We start from the raw sequence: 20140 nt of genomic DNA on the forward strand, positions 1-20140 counted from the left end.
ATCAGCCCGCCCTCGCCGGGAAGAGGCCGCTCGGCCGGAAGAAGAGAACGGCCGCCATCAGGATATAGATCAGCATGGAGGCAACGGCGGGGCCGACGTCGTTGGCCGCGGCGGGCGGGAAGAGCAGTCGCGCGATGTCGGTCGCAAGCGAACGCCCGATGGTGTCGACGAGCCCCACGATAAGCGCCGCCATGAACGCGCCACGGATCGAGCCGATGCCGCCAATCACGATGACGACGAAAGCGAGGATCAGCAGGTTGTCGCCCATGCCCGGTTCCACCGCCAAAATGGGCGCCGCCATGATGCCGGCGAAACCGGCCAGCATCGCGCCGAAGCCGAAGACGAACATGAAGAGCCTGCGGATGTTGACGCCGAGGGCGGAGACCATCTGCGCGTTCGTCGCGCCCGCCCGCACCAGCATGCCGACGCGCGTCCAGCTTACGAGCACATAGAGAAGTGCGGCGACCGCCAGGCCGGAGACGATCAGCGCGATGCGGAAGACGGGATAGAGCAAGCCGTCGCTGATCGGGATCGAGCCGGACAGGATTTCCGGGACCGGCAGCGTCAGCGGCGATGAACCCCAGATCACCTTCACACCTTCGTTCAGGAACAGGATCACGCCGAATGTCGCCAGCACCTGGTCGAGATGGCTTCGGTCGTAGAGGTGGCGGAACACCAGCATCTCCAGAATGAGGCCGATGATCAGCGAACCGGCAAGCGCGAGCAGCATGGCGAGCCAGAAGGAACCTGTAAGCCCGTAGCCCGCGACCGCCAGATAGGCGCCCAGCATGTATTGCACGCCGTGGGCAAGGTTGATGAAATCCATGACGCCGAAAACCAGCGTCAGGCCGGCGGCGATCAGGAACAGCAAAATGCCGAGCTGTAGGCCGTTCAGTGTTTGAACGGCGAGCAGGGTCATGCTCACGGGGCTCGCCTCTTGGGTAGGTATCTCACGCGGCAGCACTTCGCCGCAGATAAAAACAAAAAGCCGGGCCGGAGAGTCCGTCTCCCCGGCCCGCGCTTGGTCGTCTGCTTACATCGGGCAATCGGCCGCGTAGGCGTCGCCCTGGTCGTCGAAAACCTTCTCGACGACATTGACGACGTACTTGCCGTCGTCGCGCTTGGCGCCTTCCACCACGTAGAAGTCCTGAATGGGGAAGTGGTTGGTGTTGAACTTGAAGTCGCCGCGCACGCTGTCGAAGGGGGCTTCGGCAAGGGCTGCCATAAGCGCTTCCTTGTCCTTGCCGCCGGCCTTCTTCAGCGCACCGTCGATGAGGCGTGCCGCGTCATACCCTTGCGAGGCGTAGAGCGAGGGAGCGTAGCCGTATTCCTTCTCGAACGCTTCGACGAAGTGCTTGTTCGCCGCATTGTCGAGGGTCGATGCCCACTGCGAGCCGGACTTGAGGCCGACGGCCTGGTCCTGGGTTGCCGGCAACGTCGTCTCGTCCACGGTGAAGGCGGAAAGGAAGGGGATCGTGTCCTTGAGGCCGGCTTGCGCGTATTGTTTGACGAGGTTCACGCCCATGCCGCCCGGCATGAAGGTAAAGATGGCGTCGGGCTTGGCGTCCGCGATCCGCGCGATTTCGGCAGAAAAGTCGAGCTGGCCGAGCTTGGTGTAGATTTCGTCCACCACCTCGCCGTCGTAGTGGCGCTTGAAGCCGGCGATGGAATCCTTGCCCGCCTGGTAGTTCGGCGCCATCAGGATCACCCGGCCATAGCCCTGTTCCTTGGCATATTCGCCCATCACCTCGTGGTTCTGGTCGTTCTGCCAGGAGGTGGAGAAGAAATAGGGCGAGCAGGCCTTGCCCGCGATCGGCGACGGCCCGGCGTTGCCGCTGATCAGGATCGTCTCGGATTCGATGACCGGCTTGTAGATCGCCATCATCACGTTGGAGAAAACGACGCCGGCCAGAATGTCCACGTTGTCGCGCTCAAGCAGCCCCTGCACCTTCGTGCGCGCCACATCCGGCTTCAGCTCGTCGTCGACGATCACCACTTCGGTATCGAGGCCGCCGAGCTTGCCGCCCGCTTCCTTGACGCCGAGCAGGAAGCCGTCGCGCATATGCTCGCCAAGGGCGGCTGGCGGGCCGGACAGCGTGGCGAGGAAGCCGATCTTCAGGCTTTCCGCCTGGGCGGACATGCCCGAAAGTCCCAGCGCGGCAGCCGTTACCGCTGCCGTCAGTAGCTTTTTCATTTTGTCACTCCCCTCTATGAGCGCGTTATTCCGTGCCCCCGCTCCCGGATTTCCGGTGCGCTTCATCTTGTTCGACAGGAATTAGTTTAAGCCTAAAATAATTCCTGTGTGAAGCCCTTGCCTGCGGGTTGGCAGAGTAAATCACGGCGGCCGGCATTTTTGAACGCAAAAGCCTGCCTCGCGCTTCGGTTTGATAGGCTGGTAACCATTTGATGCGAGATTTGTTTTTGCGGTCGCGGCGTAAGCGGCCGGATGACCGGCCGGTCTCCAGCTCTTTTTGCAAAGAGCCCGTCCGAACCGGCGAATCGGGAGCGCGACATGCGTCTCGCCTTGAAAAAATTGACGATGGCAGCCGTCCTCGCAGGTCCTTTGGGCCTTGCGATCATGGGCAGGCATTCGCCGTCATTTGCCGACTCCGTCCCGGAACTCGGCGCATGCGATGCCCCGGCGGCGGCGTATGCGGATCGTCACGCAGTCGCCGGGGCCGACCTGTCGGCGGGCGCGATAGAAGGCGGTATCGACGGCGCGGTCGTCGGCGGTTTGACGGGCCGTCGGCCCGGACCGGATGGCTGGAGCCCGCGCGGCGCGCGGCGGGGCGCAAGGGCGGGTGCCGCAATCGGCGTGCTCGATGCCTTGGGAACAGTCGATCCCGCCGAGTGGCAGGCCCTTTACGACCGTGCCTACGAGGCGTGCCTCACAGGCGCACCCTTGCCCCCGCCCTCAAGGCCCGAAGACTGTTCTTCCACGACGCGGGTTATCGAAGGCGCGCGCTCGCGCGACCGTGGCGGGCTCTATTCCGCGGGCTCTCGCCTTGACGGCTGCCGCTGAAACGCGAACGTTTCTCCCCAGCGTAGATCGGCGAAAGCCCCGCCGTTGATCTCGCGCAGCAATTTCCGCTTCATCGCCCTTGTATAGTCGCCATAGCCTCTAGCGACCTCGACGAACGCTCCCGGACCGCGCCTCACCTCGCGTCTGTAGTATTCCTCAGGGTCCGGGTCCGCCCCCTTCACCACCAGCCCGTTCACGGTCACACCGCTGAAATCGAAGGCGTTATACGCCTTGTCCGGCCCGAAGCCTTCATTGTTCACCCCGTCGCCGGAAACATCCACGACCTTGCGGAAACAAGGTTCCGGCACCCTCTTAAGGTGAACCGAGGCGTAGCCCAGCGCATAGCCGAGCGCGGTCGGAAATTCGGTCGAAGCGCGCTGCGTTTTCGCAAGGCGCGCCGCCGTCGCATCGATCAGCGCACCATCGTCGAGAAACACCCAGTCGACCTGCACGACATGCTTGTGCCGCCCGCTCCATTCGAAGCTCGAGAGCCATATCCCGCCTGTCGAAAGGATCGCGTCCTTCACTTCGTCGTCGGACAATGCGCGGGCGAGGCCCCTTGACTGGAGTTGGTATTCCTCGCTGTCGACGCTCGATGAAACGTCGATCGCAAGAACCAGTGCAAGCTGGCAAGCGCTGGCCGGGGATAACTCCGCCGCTGCGCCAAGCGCGCTCGCGAGGATAACTCCACCTGCGACCGCTTTTCGGAATTTTCCACCAAGCGCCATCCGCCTCTCCTTCGTCAGGCTCCTTATGATCGGGCGGAAAGCTTAAAAATCAAATCAATCTCTCACGAAGGCATCGAAAGTCACGCAGATCGCCATGAAAAGCGATCCTTTTCGCCTGCCTGGAATTCTCCTCGACGCAAAAAGCCCCGCCGAAGCGCTTTCCACGAAAGCGGGATGGCTTTCGTGACAAGAATTCGCTCAAGATGGCGAGGCTTCGGGATTGCGAATCCTGCGTTTCGCGATTATCGCGGCGCCATGCGGATCGCGCCGTCGAGGCGGATCGTCTCTCCGTTCAGCATCGGATTCTCGCAGATCGACTGGACGAGCTGCGCATATTCCTCCGGCCGCCCGAGGCGGGAGGGGAACGGCACCTGCTGGCCGAGCGAATCCCTGACCTCCTGCGAAAGCGCCATCAGCATCGGCGTTTCGAAAGTGCCCGGCGCGATCGTCATGACACGAATGCCGGATCTCGAAAGATCGCGCGCCACCGGCAGCGTCATCGCCGCGACACCGCCCTTGGACGCAGCGTAAGCGACCTGGCCTATCTGCCCGTCGAAGGCCGCGACGGACGCGGTCGAGACGATCACGCCGCGCTCGCCATCGTCGGTGAGCGGATCGAGCGTCGCCATCGATGTCGACGAATGGGCAATGCAGCGGAAGGAACCAACCAGATTGACGGCGATCACCTTCTCGAACATGTCCATCGGGTGCGGCTCGCCGCGCGATGTGGTCTTGGCGACCGGTGCGATGCCTGCGCAATTGACCAGAATCCGTTCGGGGCCGAAGCGGTCGCGCGCCGCCTTGAAGCCGGAGACCACGCTGTCCTCGCTGGTCACGTCCACCGCGACGAAGAGCCCGCCGATATCCCTGGCAACCGCCTCGCCCTTTTCCACGTTCATGTCGAAAATCGTGACATTCACGCCTTCGCCCGCGAGCCGGCGGGCCGTCGCCTCGCCAAGCCCCGACGAGCCGCCCGTGACGACGGCGGCGATATCCGCCCCAAGCTTCATGGAAATTTCCTCCGCTGGAGCATGTCCCCCAAAAGTGGATACCGGTTTTGGGATAAGGACATGCTGACTAAAAAGGGACAGAGCGCGTCGCGCGATCCTGTTCGAACAGGACGCGCTCTGATTTGAAAGCTTGCGCCGAAGCTAATCCCGGGCGCGGCGGCTCACAAGCCCGCCGAACGGACAGGTGACGGCTATTGTGCGGCCAAAGCGTTTTCCGTCACGCGATCGCGACAAGATCCAGGGTGTGATTCAATCCCGCCACGCTCTCGTTTCGCCTTGTCGAAAGGTCTTTCGCGTCGAAACCCTGCTCGCAGGCCACGCGATAGGTTTCCGCGTCCGTCAAAACGCGCGTGTTCTGCGCCTTGTTCGCGTCTTCAAGCTTGGATGCCAGATTGACGGGATTGCCGATGACCGTGAATTCCAGCCTGTCTTTCGCACCGACTACGCCGACCGTGACCGACCCGGAAGCGACCGCCGCACCCACCTTCAGTTCGCCCGGCCAGCCGAGCGCCTTGAACTCCTCGTTCAACGCGTCGACGGCTGCAACCGCCTCTCGCGCAGCCCTCAGAGCATCCGCTGCGTAACGCTCGCTTCTTTGCACCGCCCCGAAGGTCGCCAGGATGCCATCGCCCAGGAATTTGTCGATACGCCCGTTGTGGCCCTGGATCACCGGCAGCACGGCCTCCTGGTATTTGGCAAGCGTTTCCATAACCACCTGCGGCGGCAGGGTTTCGGCCGTGGAGGTGAAGGAGCGCACATCCACGATCAGGATCGCGGCATTGCGTATTTTGCCTTCGCCGGCTTTCGGCATCTTGTCTGAATCGGTAATCGAGCGGGCGACCTCGGGAGCGAAAAACCGCCGCAGATCCTCCGCCGCCGCATGATCGCGGATGGAATCGAACAGCATCTGCCGCCCGCGATAGAGCGCGAAAGACAGGATCGCCGTAACACCTAGGATGATGATCGTCTTGTCCAGTTCCGCGCCGATCAGTATCGCATTCGACGTAAGGTATTCGACATAGTTGCGGGTGATGTGCATGCCGCCCATTTCGCCGACCACCGCATATCCCACCAGCATGAGCCAGCCGATGATCGCAATCGCCCCGGTCGTCAGGACGAACCTCGGGTCGAAACGCAGCGCCCTGAGCGAAATGAAGATGAAGACATACATCAGCGTCGGCGCCTTGAGGTAGAACGCCGGATGCTGCGCATACTGAATGTGAAACGAGAAGATGAGCCCGCACAAGAGCGCGATATCGACGACGATCGAGGTAACGAGATACCACTCAGGCAGCACCATCCTGTAGGAAAGCCCAAGGCGCAGCACCGTAAACAGGAAGTATGCGGCAAGCGCGATCGGCACGAAATTGAAGCCGGAACCGCCCTCGGCTTTCGGCGCGATCGAGTAAAGCGTTGCGAAAAACACGACGATGCCAAGCTGCACCCAACCGATCAGGCGTTCCGCAGCGGCCTCGCGCAGCGCGATTTCCGCGCGCACGCGCGAGGGAATGCCGTCGTCCGTCGGTCCTCCCCTCAGGATGTAGCGCAAGGTCCTGCGGGACGCGCTCTCTGAAGACCTCGCATCCGCTTTCACGATCGATTTCATGCCGCCGTCAATTTCGGCCATATGTGCGCAAGCCTCCTGGAGCATATTCCGTTCAGATTGAACCAAACTGAACGGCAAGAATATGCTCAAGCTTTTGAATCTGAAGCGATTTCTTATCGATCGGGTGTTTCCACCCGACCGGAAAGCGCTTTGGAGCGACGATCATACGCCCGCCCGAAACGGCGGGACCATTTATCGAGCCTTCTGCAAGATGGGCCGTTTACGGTAAGCCGCAAGTATACAAAGCCGCAGCGTCACGCCTTGTTGACCGATCGTGACCGGATCCGGGGATACCACCGGCTCAGGGAGAGAGAACCATCCCCTCGCTCGCGACCAGCGTGCCGGGATGGCGTGCCCTTGCCGCTTCGCCGATCTCATCGAGCGCGTCGTCGTCGCGGCGCGGGTCATGGTGAAAAAGCACCGGCGTCTTGACGTTGGCATCGAGCGCGAGTTCCACCGCCTTTTGCCAGGTCGAATGGCCCCAGCCGACGAACTGCTTGTATTCCTCGTCCGTATACATGGCGTCGTAGATCATCACGTCCGCGCCTTCCACGAAGCGGCGCACGCCTTCGTCGATCTTCTTGTCACCATGTTCGTGATCGGTGATGATACAGATGGATTTCCCTTTTAATTCAAACCGATAGCCGCAAGCTCCACCCGGATGGTTCAGCTTTACCGTGCGGATTACCAGGTCGTCATCGCGCGGGATATCCGCGCCCGCCTTGAAATTCCTGAAGGTGACGGCCTTGAGCGATTTCGCGGCGACGGGAAAGATCGGTGGCGACATGATGCGGCAGATGATGTCCGCCAGGCCGCCTTCCGAGGCGAAATGGCCCGCCCAGGCGGAAATTTCAAAGCGCCCGTCGTAAGCGGGTGTGAAAAACGGCAGCCCGCAGATGTGATCGAGATGCGTGTGCGTGAAAAGCAGGTCGAATGGGCGCGGAGGAAACGCATGCAGGTCCCGGCCGAAGTTTCGCGCCCCCGACCCGCAATCGATCAGGACGAGCGAGCCGCCGGCGCAAAGCTCCATACAGGACGTCTCGCCGCCATACCGCAGCGTGGATGCGCCAGGCGTCGGCGTCGAGCCTCGCACACCCCACAGCTTTAGCGAAAAATCCTGCGCCACCAGCTTAGCCTTCCAATCTTCTTGCGTGGAATTTCGCTGCTCAAGCCGCGGAATTGCCCGCCTTCAGTGCCGCGAGGTCCTGCGTTGTCCTTTCAAGACGCTGTGCCAGCGTACGCATCACCTCAAGCGAAACTTCCGGAAATTCTTTCAGCAAGTTGAGGAAATCATCTTTCGAGACCGTTAAGACCTCCATATCGCCGTTGGCGACCAGTGTCGCCGTTCGCGGCACGTCGCACAAAATGGCGATCTCGCCGACGATCGCGTATTGACCGACTTTCGCAACGACTTTCTCGCCCTCGGGCGTATTGACGCGCACATCCGCCTCGCCATCCAGAATGATGAAGGCGCAGTCGCCCTCCTCGCCCTGATTGCAAAGGTGCTCGCCGTCGGCATATCGCGCGCGTTGGCTGATAAAGGCCAGCAGGCGCAGTTTTGTTTCGTCGATACCTCTGAACAGCGGCACGCGCCGCAGGGCTTCGACTTCCGTTTCCAGCGTCACTTTTCCTCCTTTTCCGTTCCCTGTGGCCAGTCTTCCCGCAGGCCATCCTTTCAAGTCTATCACACGGCGTCAGTTTGCCGCCGCAAGCTCCTCCTCCCTGGCTTCGACAATCCTCCCCTGGGTTAGAACAACACTATGCGGAAATTCCTCCGCCACGGCCATATTCGAGGTTCCGAACAAGAGCGTACGGCCCCGCAATTGCTCGCGGATGATCTTGCGCGCTTCCCTGTCCTCGTCGCTGAGGCCGGTCAGGGTTTCGTCCAGGACGAAGTAGGACGCGTTCTTCAACAGCGCACGCGCAAGCGCGACCCGCCGGCGCTGACCGGCCGAAAGGCGCGAGCCCGACACGCCGACATGGAAATCCAGCCCTGCGCGGGTAATCGGCAGGCGCAGGTCCATTTCCTCCACCAGCGAACGGATCAGCCGATCTATGCGCTCACGCGCATCGCGCCTGTCGACGCGCGGCCGGCCGAACAGGAGATTGCCCTCGATCGTCATCGGCGGCACGTACCGGTTCGGGTCGAACGTGACGAAACCCTTGCCGTTCTTCTCGATGCGTTCGCGGAAGACGTGGCGCGCCTTGACGATCTTTTCCTCCATGTCCTTGCTCAGGACGCCGAGGCGATGCCTTGCGGGGATCAGCTTGAAGGCGAGCCCGATCAGCCGCTCCCGATCGGCATCCTTGAGACCGAGCTTTTCGTTTTCCGAGCGCCCGGCCCGCACGATCCGCTCGAACTCCGGCAGTTCGTCGAGCGTGATGAACGAATAATTCCCGAGCAGGCCGGAATCGCCGCTGACGTTCGAGAAGAGTTCCACCATCGTTTCGGCGATGCGAAGCCCTATCGAGACGAGTTGAGGCTTGAGGTTCGTCTCCTCCAGAAATTCCACGACCTGCCTGTCGCCGGCGAGATCGTCGAAGCTCCTGGTCGGATCGGCCGGCGCGGCGAAAAGGATGTTTTCCACCAGCGTTGCACTGTGGTTGAAGCGGTCGACATTCCAAAGCTCGACGAGGCCATGCACCTGGCTGTCCTGCGCGACCCTGTCTGCAAGCGCATGCCTGACCGCCAGTATGCGTTCGGCAAGGTCCGCATCGCGCTTGGGATCGAGGCGTGATTGCAGGCCCATCCGGTAGACGTCGTTGGAAAGCCCGATCAGCTGAATGACGTTCAGCGCCCTGCCGTCAAGTTCCTCCTGATCCGCAACACCGGCAGCTTCCAGGTCTTCCCACACTGCTTCGAGATCGTATTCCGGGTTGGCCGTTTCGCGCGCTTCCATAAGCCGTTTGGCATATTCCGATTTCGCCTCGCCCACGCGCTCCGGCGAACGGATCGGACGATGGCGCAGGCCATAATAGAGATTGTCCCGAACGGTGCCGGTCCACACGTGCACCGACGCGCCCACGTAAGCGATCTCCCGGCCGAGCACCGATTCGGGAAGCTTGTCGAGGTTCTGCTCGCCGATCTCCACACGGCCCGAGTTCGGGCCGAGAAGGCCCGCGGCAAGCTGCAGAAGCTCCGAGCGGCCCGATCCGTCCTGACCGACAACCGCCCAGGCCGCACCCTCCGAAACCTTCAGCGAGACGTCGAAGAGTTCCTGCCCCGCAGCGCCACCCGAGAAGGAAACGTCCTTGAACACGATATCGCCATTCAGCGGCTCGATCTCGTCCGACGTGATACGGGAAACCGGATAGATGTCCGGCGGGTCGAAATTTTCGACGACGGTCTGGTACTTAACGTCGACGTCGGCCACCATCTGGTAATAGGCCAGCAGTTCCTTCCACGGCCCGGCGAGATCCTTGTAGGCGGCGATGACGGCCAGCAGCGCACCGATGGAAAGCTCGCCCTCGATCACCAGGTAGCCGCCGATCAGATAGAAGAAGAACGGCGTCAGCTGATTGAGGAAATTATTGAGAAACTTAATGAAATACTTCCAGTTGAAGATCTGGAAGCGGATCTGGTAATTCGTGTAGAGCCGGTCCGAAAGGTCCGCCGAATGCCAGGCGGAGGCATCGTTGGCGTGGATTTCGGGAATGCCGGTAATGCTTTCGCCCACCTTGTCCGCGACCGCGCGGATGTTCTTCACCCGCTCGCGCGACAGAAGCACGACCCTGCGCTGCAGTTTCGGGATGATGTAGGCCTGCAAGGGATAGGACGAGACCGCGGCTATGCCCAGAAGCGGGTTCTGCATGAAGATGAAGCCGATCTGAACGACCAGCATGCCGCCCTGATAGGCGGGAAGCGCGATCGCTTCGCCGATGAAGCCGCCGACGTCCTCCACCTCCGACGTGATCATGGGAATGATCTCGCCAGAGCTCACCTTCTTGAAATGCGGCAGGCGGAAGCGCAGCACCCGCTGGAAAAGCTCGAACCGCAGGCGGCGCAGCATGCGTTCGCCAAGCCTGCCTTTGTAGATATTGAGAACGAGTTTCAGCCCGTTGGAAACGACAACGAGGCCAAGGAACGCGATACACAAGAGCACCAGATAGGCGATCTGGTCGAATTCGAAGCCGAGGAATTCACGCGGAAAATCCGACCCCTGAATCGCGTCGTTGGTAATCTGCTTGGGCAGCTCCAGAAGGATATAACTGACAGGATAGGACAGGACGGTGATGAAGAGAATCACCATCTGCTGAGGCGCGCTGTATCGCCAGATGAACTTGAAAAGGCTTTTTTCCATCGTCTGTCGGGCGATAAAGGGTTTTTCCTGCGCGCGTTCGCCGACCATATTAACGATGAAATTGCGCGATGCCAGCAATCTATTGAAATGGCTTTCCAAACCGCTGCTCCAGCGCGGTATTCGGCGCCCGGCGATGGCCGCCATCAGCCCTGCCGGTCGCAATATATCGCAGCGGCCGGGTTGCCGGGCGGCTTGTCTGTAATGACTACGAAATTGGCCGACCTTGCAAGGCGGAGCCCGGCTGGCTACAGATAACGTTGCGTTTCGATGATCCGGCGGGGGCCGACCGGTTCATCTCCTCGAGATGAGAACGGGGCTGAATGCCGGAAGCGTCGCCTAAAGTCCTGATTTACAGCCACGATTCGTTTGGTCTCGGCCACCTGCGCCGCTGCCGCACGATCGCCCATTCGCTTGTCGAGCGTTTTCCCGGCATGTCGGTGCTGATCCTTTCGGGATCCCCGATCATCGGCAGCTTCGAATTCCGCTCGCGTGTGGATTTCGTCCGCATTCCCGGCGTCATCAAGCTCAGGAACGGCGAGTACACGCCGCTGTCCCTGTCTCTCAACATCGACCATACGCTGGCCATCCGCTCTTCCATCATCGAGCACACGGCCAAGGTGTTCGATCCGGATATCTTCATCGTCGACAAGGAGCCTCTCGGCCTGCGCGGCGAAATTCTTCCCACCCTTGAGATGCTGAAAGCCAAAGGCAATACGCGCCTCGTGCTCGGCCTGCGCGATGTCATGGACGATCCGGCGGTGCTGCGCGAGGAGTGGACGCGAAAGAATGTCGATCCCGCGCTGAAGAACCTTTACGACGAACTCTGGATCTACGGCCCTCCCGGCCTCCATAATCCGCTTGAGGGGCTCGGACTGCCGGACGAGGTTCACGACAAGGCGAGTTACACGGGATACCTGCGCCGCGAATTGCCGATGGGCGCGAAGATCACCGAACCGCTGCCCTTCGACGACGAGCCCTATATCCTCGTGACCCCCGGCGGCGGCGGAGATGGCGTGGAACTCGTCGATTGGGTGATGCGCGCCTACGAATCGCGCTCCCAGCCGCTGTTTCCGGCGCTGATCGTCCTCGGTCCCTTCATGTCCGCCTCCGCCGTGGAATCCTTTCAGGCGCGCGCGGAGCACCTTCGCGATGTGCATGTCGTGCGCTTCATCCCGACGATCGAACCCTATCTGGACGGCGCCATCGCGATCGTCGGCATGGGCGGATACAACACGTTTTGCGAGATCCTGTCGTTCGACAAGCCGACGCTGCTCGTCCCGCGCGTCATCCCGCGCCGGGAACAATCGATCCGCGCCATACGCGCCGAGGAAACCGGCCTTTTGAAGGTGTTGCCGATCGACCATTACCCGAATGTCGAGCTGATGCTGAATGCGCTGGTGGAGCTTCCCCGCTCCGCGCCGCCCTCCGATGCCGGGGTCGAAAACCTGCTTGGCGGCTTGACCGATATCGGCTGCAAGGTCGAACGAATTCTCGGATCGCGGGTGGAGGAAACAACCCGGGAAAGGCGGCTGGCCGCCGGTTCCTAGAGCGCCACGCCAAAACGCCGAAACCGGCAAGGCGCTTGAACTCATCGGCGCCGGCGCGCTATTCGATCTTGTCAGTATTCGCGTTCGAGGCCGCATGTCCCGCATTGCCATCATCGTCAAAGGCTATCCGCGCCTTTCAGAAACCTTTATCGCGCAGGAAATTCTCGGGCTGGAAATGCGCGGCATCCGCCAGTTGATCGTCGCGCTGCGCCGTCCTTACGATCCTTACATCCACGAGACGCACCGCAGGATCAAAGCCGATGTGCTCTACCTGCCGGAATATCTGAAGGATGATCCGGCCCGGGTTGCCGAGGCGCGCAAGTGGGCGCAAGACCAGCCGACCTACGAGGCGGCACGCGCGCTGTTCGAGGACGACCTTGAACATGACAACAGCGCCGGACGGCACCGGCGCTGGGGACAGGCCTGCGTGCTGGCCCGCGAACTGCCCGAAGACGTTTCGTGGATCCACACCCACTACCTGCACACGCCCTGTTCCGTGGCGCGGTATGCGGCGCATCTTTCTGGCCGCAAATGGTCGTTTTCCGCGCACGCCAAGGACATCTGGACGACACCCGAATGGGACCTCAGGACGAAGATCGACGATGCCGCCTGGGGCGTGACCTGCACCCGCGCCAACGCGGATTACCTGAACGCCCTTTCCGCTGACCCCGGAAAGGTGTCGCTCGTCTATCACGGGCTCGACTTCTCGCCCTTTGCGAAGTCGAACGGCGCGGCCCGCGCGGCCGACGGCGGCACGGGCGGCGAGGTGCGCATTCTTTCCGTCGGTCGCGCTGTGGAGAAAAAGGGTTATGACGATCTTCTCGCCGCCCTTGCGAAACTGCCCGGCGATCTGCGCTGGCATTTCGAGCATATCGGCGGCGGACAATTGGCCGACAAGCTGAAATCGCGCGCAGATGCGCTTGGCCTCAACGGCAGGATCACATGGCGCGGGCCGCAGCCGCGTGAGGAAGTGATCAATGCCGCCGAAGCGGCCGACCTTTTCGTCCTGCCGTCGAAAATCGCGAAATCGGGCGATCGTGACGGCCTGCCGAACGTATTGATGGAGGCGCAGGCGCTGGGGCTTTGCTGCCTTGCAAGCGATGTTTCGGCAATCCCCGAACTGATCACCCACGAAGAGACCGGCTGGCTGGTGCCGCCTGCCGACAGGAAGGCGCTGGGTCAGGCGCTGGACCGTCTCATCCGTTCGCCGGACACCCGCAAGCGCCTCGGACTGGCGGCGAGCGAACACGTCCGGCAAGCCTTCGCGACAGATCCCGGGCTCGACTTTCTGGCCGAGCGCTTCCGCAATCTCCCGTGAGCGCCATGAAAGTCGCGCTCGCCACGCCCATGAAATCCGTCGACGACCCCGTGCCCTCCGGTGAGCGCACAATGGCGCGCCTTATCGTGAAGGCGTTGCGGGCGGGAGGCCACGACATTGAAATCGCCACTAATTTTCGCGCCTGGCGGCGCGAAGGCGGAATCGAAAATCAAAAAGCGGTCGAGCGCGAAGCATTGGCTGAGGCCAACCGGATTGCGGACCATTGGGTAGCGGAAAACGCCGTTCCGGACATTTTTCTGACCTATCACCTTTATCACAAGGCGCCGGACTGGATCGGCCTTCACCTTGCCGACCGGTTTTCCATTCCCTACGCGGTCGTCGAAGCAAGCCGGGCGCCGAAACGCCGGGCGGGAGAATGGTCCTACGGGTTCGCCGCCGCCGACAAGGCTTTGGACCGCGCCGATGCGGTGGCCGCTCTCCACCGGGCGGACGCTGAATGCCTGAGCGCCGTTGTGGACGGGAAACGGCTGTCGATCCTGCCGCCGTTCCTCGACGCGGCTCCCTTCAGGGCGGCCGAGCGGGCACCCTTGCCGGATGGCGCAACGCCGCGCCTTCTTGCCGTCGGCATGATGCGCGAGGGCGACAAGGAAAGCTCCTACCGCATCCTCGCCGAAGCTCTTGGAAATATCTCCGACCTCGACTGGACGATCACCCTCGTCGGCGGCGGACCGGCAAGGGAGCGGATCCTAAGTTGGTTCCCTGCGGATCGAACGTCCCACCGCGGCGCCGTCGAAGCCGGCGACATGCCGGCCATCTACGCGGCACATGACGTGCTCGTCTGGCCCGCCATTCGCGAAGCTTTCGGCTTCGTCTTTCTGGAGGCCCAGGCGAGCGGCCTTGCGGTTGCTGGTGGTGCGACATTCGGCGTGCCCGACATCGTCAAGGATGGCGTCACCGGGCTTCTGTCTGCGGAAGGCGACGCAAAAGCGCTCGCCCAAAACCTGAGGCGAATCTTGTGCGAACCGGGATTGCGGGAAAGCCTCTCCGAGGCGGCATCCAGACATGTCGCGGCCGATCACGACCTTGCTGCTGGGACGGCGCATTTGAATTCGATCCTCGAGCGAGCCTCGCGGAACTTTGCCATGCGGGATAACGGCTTGCCATGAGTCTCAAGGCCTTCATCCATGTCCAGCACCTGCTTGGCACCGGCCATGTGGTGCGCGCCTCGGCGATCGGGCGTGCGCTTGCCGCCCGTGGGGTCGAAGTGACGCTGGCGACCGGCAACCGCATTCCGCAAACGGTCGAAACCGCGGGCCTGCGCATCGTGGACCTTCCGCCGGTGCGAACCGTCGATGCGCGTTTCAACCGCTTCGTCACGCCGGACGGGCGAGAAATCGATGACGACTGGAGGGCTGCCCGGCGTCAGGCCACGCTCGACGCATTCATGAGCGAGGATTTCGATCTTCTGCTGACCGAAACCTACCCCTTCGGACGGCGGCCCTTCGCCTTCGAACTCGACACGCTGGTGGAAGCTGCCAAATCGCTGCCGCGCCCGGCTTTCGTCGCGACATCGATCCGAGACATTCTCGTGCGCAAGCAGGAGATCCATAAGGAAGAATGGATGGCGAAACGCGCACTCGCCTCCTACGACCGGATCCTCGTTCACTCCGACCCGGAGTTCGTGAAGCTTGAGGCAAGTTTCCCCTTCGCGAAGGACGTCGACCATCTCGTGCGTTACACGGGCTACGTGGGTGGCGCGAATGCACCGGAAGCGCCCGAAGGATTGGGCGAGGACGAGGTGATCGTCTCCTGCGGAGGCGGCGCGGTCGGCCAGCATCTTCTGGAGGCGGCGGTCGACGCGGCGAGCCTTTCCCGGCGCGCGGAGGATACGACATGGCGCATCCTCGCAGGCCACGACATAGCCGATGACGTTATGGAAACGCTGCTGCGCCGTGCCCCTGCTCACGTGGCCGTCGAACGCGTTCGGCGCGACTTCCCTTCGCTTTTGAAGCGGGCGCGGGCTTCGGTCAGCCAGGCCGGCTATAACACCGTGCTCGATATTCTGAACGCCGGCATCCCGGCCGTATTCGTGCCCTTCGCCCAGATCAGGGAAACGGAACAGCAGCAACGCGCCGAAGCTCTCGCGGCGAAAGGCTGCGCCGTCGTGATACCGGAAAAGACCCTGACGCCGGAAGGGCTGGCGGCAGCGCTCGACGACGCTCTGGCGCTTCCGCGCAATCCCTTTCAGGTGCGCCTTGGCGGTGCGCAAGCTAGCGCCGAAATCCTTCTTTCCGACCTGAAGGAGCGCTTTTCGTGAGCAGGGCCGAACTCCGCTTCTTCCGCGATACGCTTCAGGCGCACCTCGACTGGTTTGCCGAACGCGGCCTGAAGGCGCGCTTCTGGTGGCGTGACGACGATGCCGCCGCACCGACGCCGGAGCTCGAACGTCTGCTCGAGATCGCAAGAAAATTCGACGCGCAGGTCGCGCTCGCCGTGATCCCATCCGCCGCGACGCCCGAACTTGCCGATAAGCTTAAAAGAGAACCGCAGGCGGTCGTCTTCCAGCATGGCTTTCAACATCAGAACCATCAACGCAAGGACAGGGGCGAGAAAGCGGCGGAGCTTGGCACACGGCGTAACCCGGATGAAGCCATCGCCGAACTGAGGCAGGGGCACGATATCCTCGGGCGGCTTTTCGGCGACAAATTCCTCCCCACTCTCGTGCCGCCGTGGAACCGGATCGCGCCGGCGATCGTGCGCCGCTTGCCCGAAGCGGGGCTATCGGGGCTTTCCACCTTCACCTGGATGCACCCCTATTCGCGCCACCAGCTTCAATCTCATGTAGACATCATCAAGTGGAAGAAGGGACGAAGCTTCATCGGCTACCATTGCGCCGCACTACGCTACGATTTGCAACTCACCCGCCGCCGAAACGAGCCGTCGGAACCTGTCGGCCTGCTGACCCACCATCTGGACCACGACGAAGCCTGTTTTGAATTTCTTATGGAACTTTTCTCGATTATCCAAGGACATCCAGGAGCGGAAATTCCGCCCGTCCGGGAACTGGTGCCGCCGATTGGGAAGACATTGCCGTACTGAATTCATATTTGGAATTAAATACGCAACATCATTATATTATTTCTGCTTTCCTCACGAAATCGGATCATGGCCGTAAAGGGCAGTCAGCCAATGTCGAGACGGCTCGATCGATTGAAATCATGGGCGAAGGGCATCAAACGCGACGTTATCGTCCTTTGGCTCGCCGCCGGGCACGGGCGCGTGCACTGGTCCGTAAAGGCAGCGGCCGCGCTGATTGCCGCCTATGCCCTCTCGCCCATCGACCTGATACCCGACTTCATCCCCGTCGTCGGATATCTCGATGATTTGCTGATTGTACCGCTCGGCGTGGTGCTAGTCGTCAGGATGATACCCTGTGATGTGATCCATGAACTGCGCATCCGCTCGGCGGCGATCACGGAACGGCCGATCAGCCGCGCTGGCGCCGTACTTGTTGTTTTGTCCTGGTTGGTGCTCGCCCAGGTCTTGGGGGCTGCCGCATGGACTGCGACGTTGGATTGAGGCTTGCCGAACGGGGCCACAAATGCCCGTATCTCTCGAAGTCCGCACCGGCCCGGCGCAAGCCCTTCAGCGCACCGGCTTCACAAGCCTCAACCGCCAGGTGACGCTTTTTCTGTCCGACGTCAGGCGATAATCGTCCAGAACCTCCCAATCCGGCCTGTCGGTCGCTTCCCATATCCGCGCAATCAGCCGATTTGCGCCTGAATCCAGGCGTTTCGGCGAATACATGGAAATCGCCATGACGCCGTTTTCATCAAGGAAGGGAACGTAACGCGCGATGACGGCTGTCGGGTCTTCGGCGAAATGCAGCACTTCATTGAAGACGATCGCCGAAAACGTTTCTCCCTCTTGCGGTGTAAAGGTATGCATGTCCCCTGCCCTGAGGCTTGCGACCGCCGGATCGACGTCGGCGAATTCAAATGCAGCCGGAGCAAGATCGACGCCGACATAACGCTTGATGCCCATGGGCTGCAGGCGTTCGTACAAAAGGCCTTCGCCGCAGCCGATATCCAGGACATTGTCCATGCAGTGGTTGAGCGAAAGCCACATGCCGATAATGCCGTAGCGCCCGCTTTCGGGAAGATCCCGCAGGAAAGCCCAGCGCCCGCCGCGATACTCCTCGTCCCAGCCTTCAGCCGTGCTCGCGTTTTTCGACATTCAATGCTCCAGCATTCGTTTTTGCGCGATCATTTGTAGGGATCGGCGGCATCCCGCAAACCGTCACCCAGGAAGTTGAAGGCGAGAACGACGATAATGATCGGCACGACGGGCGCCATCAGCCACGGATAGACCACGATGACTGAGATGTCCTGCGCCTCGTTCAGCATCACGCCCCAGGATACCGCAGGCCGCCGCAGGCCGAGATTGAGGAAGGAAAGCGCCGTTTCGCCCAGGATCATCGCCGGGATGGAAAGTGTGGCGGAGGCGATGATGTGGCTTGTGAAACCGGGAAGAAGGTGCTTGCGGATAACGCGGCCCGGCTTTGCCCCCATCAACACGGCCGCTCGCGCATATTCCTCTTCGCGCAATGCCAGCAGCTTCGAGCGCACCGCACGCGCAAGCCCCGGCCAGTCGAGCAGGCCGAGAATGACCGTAATCCCGAGGTATATCCAAACCGGCGACCATGTCACGGGAAGGGCTGCGGATAGCGCCATCCAGAGCGGCAACTCCGGCAGGGAGCGCAGAATCTCGATCATCCGCTGGACGACACTATCTATGAGCCCGCCGAAATATCCTGCGATTCCGCCGAAAAACATGCCAAGCACGATGGATATCGTCACGCCGATGATGCCGACGGTCAACGACAGGCGCGCGCCGTAAATCAGGCCGGAATAGACGTCCCGGCCCAACCTGTCCGTGCCGAGGAGATAGAGCGTGCCTCCTTTCGCTGGACATATCACATGGAAATTCCACGGCACGAGCCCCCAGAAATCATACTCCGATCCCCGGCAGAAAAAGCGGATCGGATAGACCTGGGTACGATCTTCGGTGAAGACCCATTTGACCGTCTCGATATCGATTTCCGATGTCATGCCGTAGACGAAGGGGCCTACGAATTCTCCTTCGTGAAAAAAGTGCACCTTTTGGGGCGGTGCGAAGAGGTGGTCGTTGGAGCGCTCGTTCGCCGTATAGGGGGCGATAATCTCGGCAAACGGGACGTTGAGATAGAACAGGATCAGAATGACGCCCGACCACAACGCAATCTTGTGGCGGCGGAATTTCCACCACATGATCTGCCATTGAGACGCCTGATAGTAGCGCTCCTGCTCCGGTGTCAGCATTTCCACCGACGCGGGGTTGAACGGCTCCGGATTGACGTAATGGCCGGAGTCCGGATCGGCAATGTCCGTCGCGGCGTCTTTCTCGCGCGCACTGCTCATGACGAGACCCTTCCGCCGAGGCGAATGCGCGGGTCGAGAACGGCGAGAAGCAAATCGGACACGAGCATGCCCAGAAGTGTCAGGATCGCCACGAATAGCAGGATGAAACCGGAGAGGAACTGGTCCTGCGACTGCAAGGCATTCAGCAGGATCGGCCCGACCGTCGGAAGGTTGAGCACAACGGAAACAATGACTGAGCCCGAGACGAGCGAGGGGATGAGGTTGCCGATGTCGGCGATAAACGGATTGAGCGCCATCCGCAGCGGATATTTGACCAGAAGATGCGTTTCGCGCATGCCTTTCGCGCGCGCGGTCGTCACATATTGCTTGTGAAGTTCGTCGAGAAGGTTTGCGCGCAACCTGCGAATCATCGCCGCCGTACCCGACGTACCGATGACGATGGTCGGCACGATGAGATGCGCAAGCACGGATAGCGCTTTATCGACGCTCCAGGGCTCTCCGATATATTTCGGATCCATCAGCCCGCCGACCGACAGGCCGAACCAGCGGTTGGCGAAATAAAGCATTATAAGGCCGAGCAGAAAATTCGGCGTGGCAAGCCCGATGTAACCCAGGAACGTGAAGCCGTAGTCGCCCCAGGAATATTGCCTCGTCGCGGAATAAATGCCGATCGGGAATGAGACAACGTAAACGAACAGTATCGTTGCGGTATTGAGAATGATCGTGAGCGGCAGCGTCGGCCCGACGACCTGCGACACCGGGCGGTCGAACTCGAACGACCAGCCCCAGTTGCCCTGTATAAGGCCGTCGAAACCGTGCGGGCCCGGCCACAGCCCGACCCAGATCAGATATCGCTCCAGAAAAGGTTTATCGAGCGCGAATTCCTGGCGCAGGAACTCAAGCTTGGCGATCGATGCGCTCTCCCCCGTCGCCCTGAGCGCGGCGATCTGGTTGGAGATGTAGTCGCCGGCGGGAAGCTCGATGATGAAGAACGTCAGGAAGCTGATCACAAGTAGCGTCGGGATCATCGTGAAGATCCGCCGCGCGATGTAATAAAGCATACCCAGACGTCCCTAGGTCGTGGTGAGGATTTAACGTTTAGCAGCGTTGGAGGCCAAAATCGTTCCTGAACAGAAGCAAAGCGCAAGGAAGTGTCGTTTACTTTCGAGCATTTGCGCCGCATTCAGGAGCGATTTTGGCCCAACCCGCTTGGGCCGTGGAGAAAAT

Annotated in this window: 18 protein-coding genes; 7 read left to right on the top strand and 11 right to left on the bottom strand. The window is 61.3% G+C overall.

Going from position 1 to position 20140, the window contains the following annotated elements; all coding sequences use genetic code 11:
- Window position 1 precedes the first annotated feature (1 nt).
- Both GR183_RS12155 and GR183_RS12160 read right to left on the bottom strand, forming a co-directional pair.
- Window positions 2–919 (bottom strand): branched-chain amino acid ABC transporter permease, encoded by a 918-nt coding sequence (locus tag GR183_RS12155; protein WP_160775943.1) that lies wholly within the window; start codon window positions 917–919, stop codon window positions 2–4.
- A gap of 114 nt (window positions 920–1033) precedes the next feature.
- Window positions 1034–2194 carry an ABC transporter substrate-binding protein gene (locus GR183_RS12160; RefSeq protein ID WP_160775920.1) on the bottom strand — a complete coding sequence of 387 codons (1161 nt, stop codon included), beginning with the start codon at window positions 2192–2194 and terminating at the stop codon, window positions 1034–1036.
- Window positions 2195–2512: 318 nt separating this feature from the next.
- Here GR183_RS12160 and GR183_RS12165 point away from each other — a divergent pair, with 318 nt between their 5' ends.
- Window positions 2513–3022: a hypothetical protein gene (locus GR183_RS12165; RefSeq protein ID WP_160775921.1), complete on the top strand. Its 510-nt coding sequence runs from the start codon at window positions 2513–2515 to the stop codon at window positions 3020–3022.
- Here the strand turns inward: GR183_RS12165 and GR183_RS12170 are convergent.
- The 6 genes from GR183_RS12170 to GR183_RS12195 form a co-directional block, all read right to left on the bottom strand.
- Window positions 2986–3750, bottom strand: a complete 765-nt coding sequence (locus tag GR183_RS12170) for a DUF1194 domain-containing protein (RefSeq protein WP_160775922.1) — start codon at window positions 3748–3750, stop codon at window positions 2986–2988. The two genes, GR183_RS12165 and GR183_RS12170, sit on opposite strands and share 37 nt — an antisense overlap.
- A gap of 242 nt (window positions 3751–3992) precedes the next feature.
- On the bottom strand, window positions 3993–4760 hold the full coding sequence (locus tag GR183_RS12175) for a 3-hydroxyacyl-CoA dehydrogenase (RefSeq protein WP_160775923.1): 768 nt from the start codon (window positions 4758–4760) through the stop codon (window positions 3993–3995).
- Between the two features lie 217 nt (window positions 4761–4977).
- Complete coding sequence (locus tag GR183_RS12180; protein WP_208999841.1) at window positions 4978–6387, bottom strand: adenylate/guanylate cyclase domain-containing protein; 1410 nt, start codon at window positions 6385–6387, stop codon at window positions 4978–4980.
- A gap of 280 nt (window positions 6388–6667) precedes the next feature.
- Window positions 6668–7492 carry an MBL fold metallo-hydrolase gene (locus GR183_RS12185; RefSeq protein ID WP_312846825.1) on the bottom strand — a complete coding sequence of 275 codons (825 nt, stop codon included), beginning with the start codon at window positions 7490–7492 and terminating at the stop codon, window positions 6668–6670.
- 40 nt (window positions 7493–7532) lie between these two features.
- Window positions 7533–7991, bottom strand: a complete 459-nt coding sequence (locus GR183_RS12190) for a cyclic nucleotide-binding domain-containing protein (protein WP_160775924.1) — start codon at window positions 7989–7991, stop codon at window positions 7533–7535.
- 69 nt (window positions 7992–8060) lie between these two features.
- Window positions 8061–10667: an ATP-binding cassette domain-containing protein gene (locus GR183_RS12195; protein ID WP_160775925.1), complete on the bottom strand. Its 2607-nt coding sequence runs from the start codon at window positions 10665–10667 to the stop codon at window positions 8061–8063.
- A gap of 380 nt (window positions 10668–11047) precedes the next feature.
- Between GR183_RS12195 and GR183_RS12200 the strand changes: the two genes are divergently transcribed.
- The 6 genes from GR183_RS12200 to GR183_RS12225 all read left to right on the top strand — a co-directional run bounded on the left by GR183_RS12200 (window position 11048) and on the right by GR183_RS12225 (window position 17072).
- A complete protein-coding gene (locus tag GR183_RS12200) occupies window positions 11048–12214 on the top strand; it encodes a glycosyltransferase family protein (RefSeq protein WP_376765766.1) in 1167 nt (388 codons plus the stop codon).
- A gap of 94 nt (window positions 12215–12308) precedes the next feature.
- Window positions 12309–13532: a glycosyltransferase family 4 protein gene (locus GR183_RS12205; RefSeq protein ID WP_160775927.1), complete on the top strand. Its 1224-nt coding sequence runs from the start codon at window positions 12309–12311 to the stop codon at window positions 13530–13532.
- A gap of 5 nt (window positions 13533–13537) precedes the next feature.
- A complete protein-coding gene (locus tag GR183_RS12210; protein ID WP_160775946.1) occupies window positions 13538–14659 on the top strand; it encodes a glycosyltransferase family 4 protein in 1122 nt (373 codons plus the stop codon).
- Window positions 14656–15810, top strand: a complete 1155-nt coding sequence (locus tag GR183_RS12215; protein ID WP_160775928.1) for a glycosyltransferase family protein — start codon at window positions 14656–14658, stop codon at window positions 15808–15810. Before GR183_RS12210 ends, GR183_RS12215 begins: the two co-directional genes overlap by 4 nt.
- Entirely contained in the window at window positions 15807–16592 is a 786-nt protein-coding gene (locus tag GR183_RS12220; protein WP_160775929.1) for a polysaccharide deacetylase family protein, read from the top strand. Before GR183_RS12215 ends, GR183_RS12220 begins: the two co-directional genes overlap by 4 nt.
- A 90-nt stretch (window positions 16593–16682) precedes the next feature.
- Window positions 16683–17072: a YkvA family protein gene (locus GR183_RS12225; protein WP_160775930.1), complete on the top strand. Its 390-nt coding sequence runs from the start codon at window positions 16683–16685 to the stop codon at window positions 17070–17072.
- 66 nt (window positions 17073–17138) lie between these two features.
- On the opposite strand, the gene GR183_RS12230 is transcribed toward GR183_RS12225, so the two are convergent.
- The 3 genes from GR183_RS12230 to GR183_RS12240 are packed head-to-tail and all read right to left on the bottom strand — an operon-like array spanning window position 17139 to window position 19974.
- Window positions 17139–17729, bottom strand: coding sequence for a class I SAM-dependent methyltransferase (locus GR183_RS12230; RefSeq protein ID WP_160775931.1), 591 nt, complete (start codon window positions 17727–17729; stop codon window positions 17139–17141).
- A 29-nt stretch (window positions 17730–17758) separates the two neighbouring features.
- Window positions 17759–18952 (bottom strand): ABC transporter permease, encoded by a 1194-nt coding sequence (locus tag GR183_RS12235; RefSeq protein ID WP_160775932.1) that lies wholly within the window; start codon window positions 18950–18952, stop codon window positions 17759–17761.
- Window positions 18949–19974: an ABC transporter permease gene (locus GR183_RS12240; protein ID WP_160775933.1), complete on the bottom strand. Its 1026-nt coding sequence runs from the start codon at window positions 19972–19974 to the stop codon at window positions 18949–18951. The genes GR183_RS12235 and GR183_RS12240 overlap by 4 nt, the downstream gene beginning before the upstream one ends.
- Window positions 19975–20140 lie beyond the last annotated feature (166 nt).

The organism is Stappia sediminis (assembly GCF_009826895.1).
Classification (GTDB): domain Bacteria; phylum Pseudomonadota; class Alphaproteobacteria; order Rhizobiales; family Stappiaceae; genus Hongsoonwoonella; species Hongsoonwoonella sediminis.

Bases quoted from the DNA above. Each gene is read 5' to 3' on its own strand.
- GR183_RS12155 (WP_160775943.1), bottom strand. From the start codon at position 919: ATGACCCTGCTCGCCGTTCAAACACTGAACGGCCTACAGCTCGGCATT.
- GR183_RS12160 (WP_160775920.1), bottom strand. From the start codon at position 2,194: ATGAAAAAGCTACTGACGGCAGCGGTAACGGCTGCCGCGCTGGGACTT.
- GR183_RS12165 (WP_160775921.1), top strand. From the start codon at position 2,513: ATGCGTCTCGCCTTGAAAAAATTGACGATGGCAGCCGTCCTCGCAGGT.
- GR183_RS12170 (WP_160775922.1), bottom strand. From the start codon at position 3,750: ATGGCGCTTGGTGGAAAATTCCGAAAAGCGGTCGCAGGTGGAGTTATC.
- GR183_RS12175 (WP_160775923.1), bottom strand. From the start codon at position 4,760: ATGAAGCTTGGGGCGGATATCGCCGCCGTCGTCACGGGCGGCTCGTCG.
- GR183_RS12180 (WP_208999841.1), bottom strand. From the start codon at position 6,387: ATGGCCGAAATTGACGGCGGCATGAAATCGATCGTGAAAGCGGATGCG.
- GR183_RS12195 (WP_160775925.1), bottom strand. From the start codon at position 10,667: ATGGAAAAAAGCCTTTTCAAGTTCATCTGGCGATACAGCGCGCCTCAG.
- GR183_RS12205 (WP_160775927.1), top strand. From the start codon at position 12,309: ATGTCCCGCATTGCCATCATCGTCAAAGGCTATCCGCGCCTTTCAGAA.
- GR183_RS12210 (WP_160775946.1), top strand. From the start codon at position 13,538: ATGAAAGTCGCGCTCGCCACGCCCATGAAATCCGTCGACGACCCCGTG.
- GR183_RS12215 (WP_160775928.1), top strand. From the start codon at position 14,656: ATGAGTCTCAAGGCCTTCATCCATGTCCAGCACCTGCTTGGCACCGGC.
- GR183_RS12225 (WP_160775930.1), top strand. From the start codon at position 16,683: ATGTCGAGACGGCTCGATCGATTGAAATCATGGGCGAAGGGCATCAAA.
- GR183_RS12230 (WP_160775931.1), bottom strand. From the start codon at position 17,729: ATGTCGAAAAACGCGAGCACGGCTGAAGGCTGGGACGAGGAGTATCGC.
- GR183_RS12235 (WP_160775932.1), bottom strand. From the start codon at position 18,952: ATGAGCAGTGCGCGCGAGAAAGACGCCGCGACGGACATTGCCGATCCG.
- GR183_RS12240 (WP_160775933.1), bottom strand. From the start codon at position 19,974: ATGCTTTATTACATCGCGCGGCGGATCTTCACGATGATCCCGACGCTA.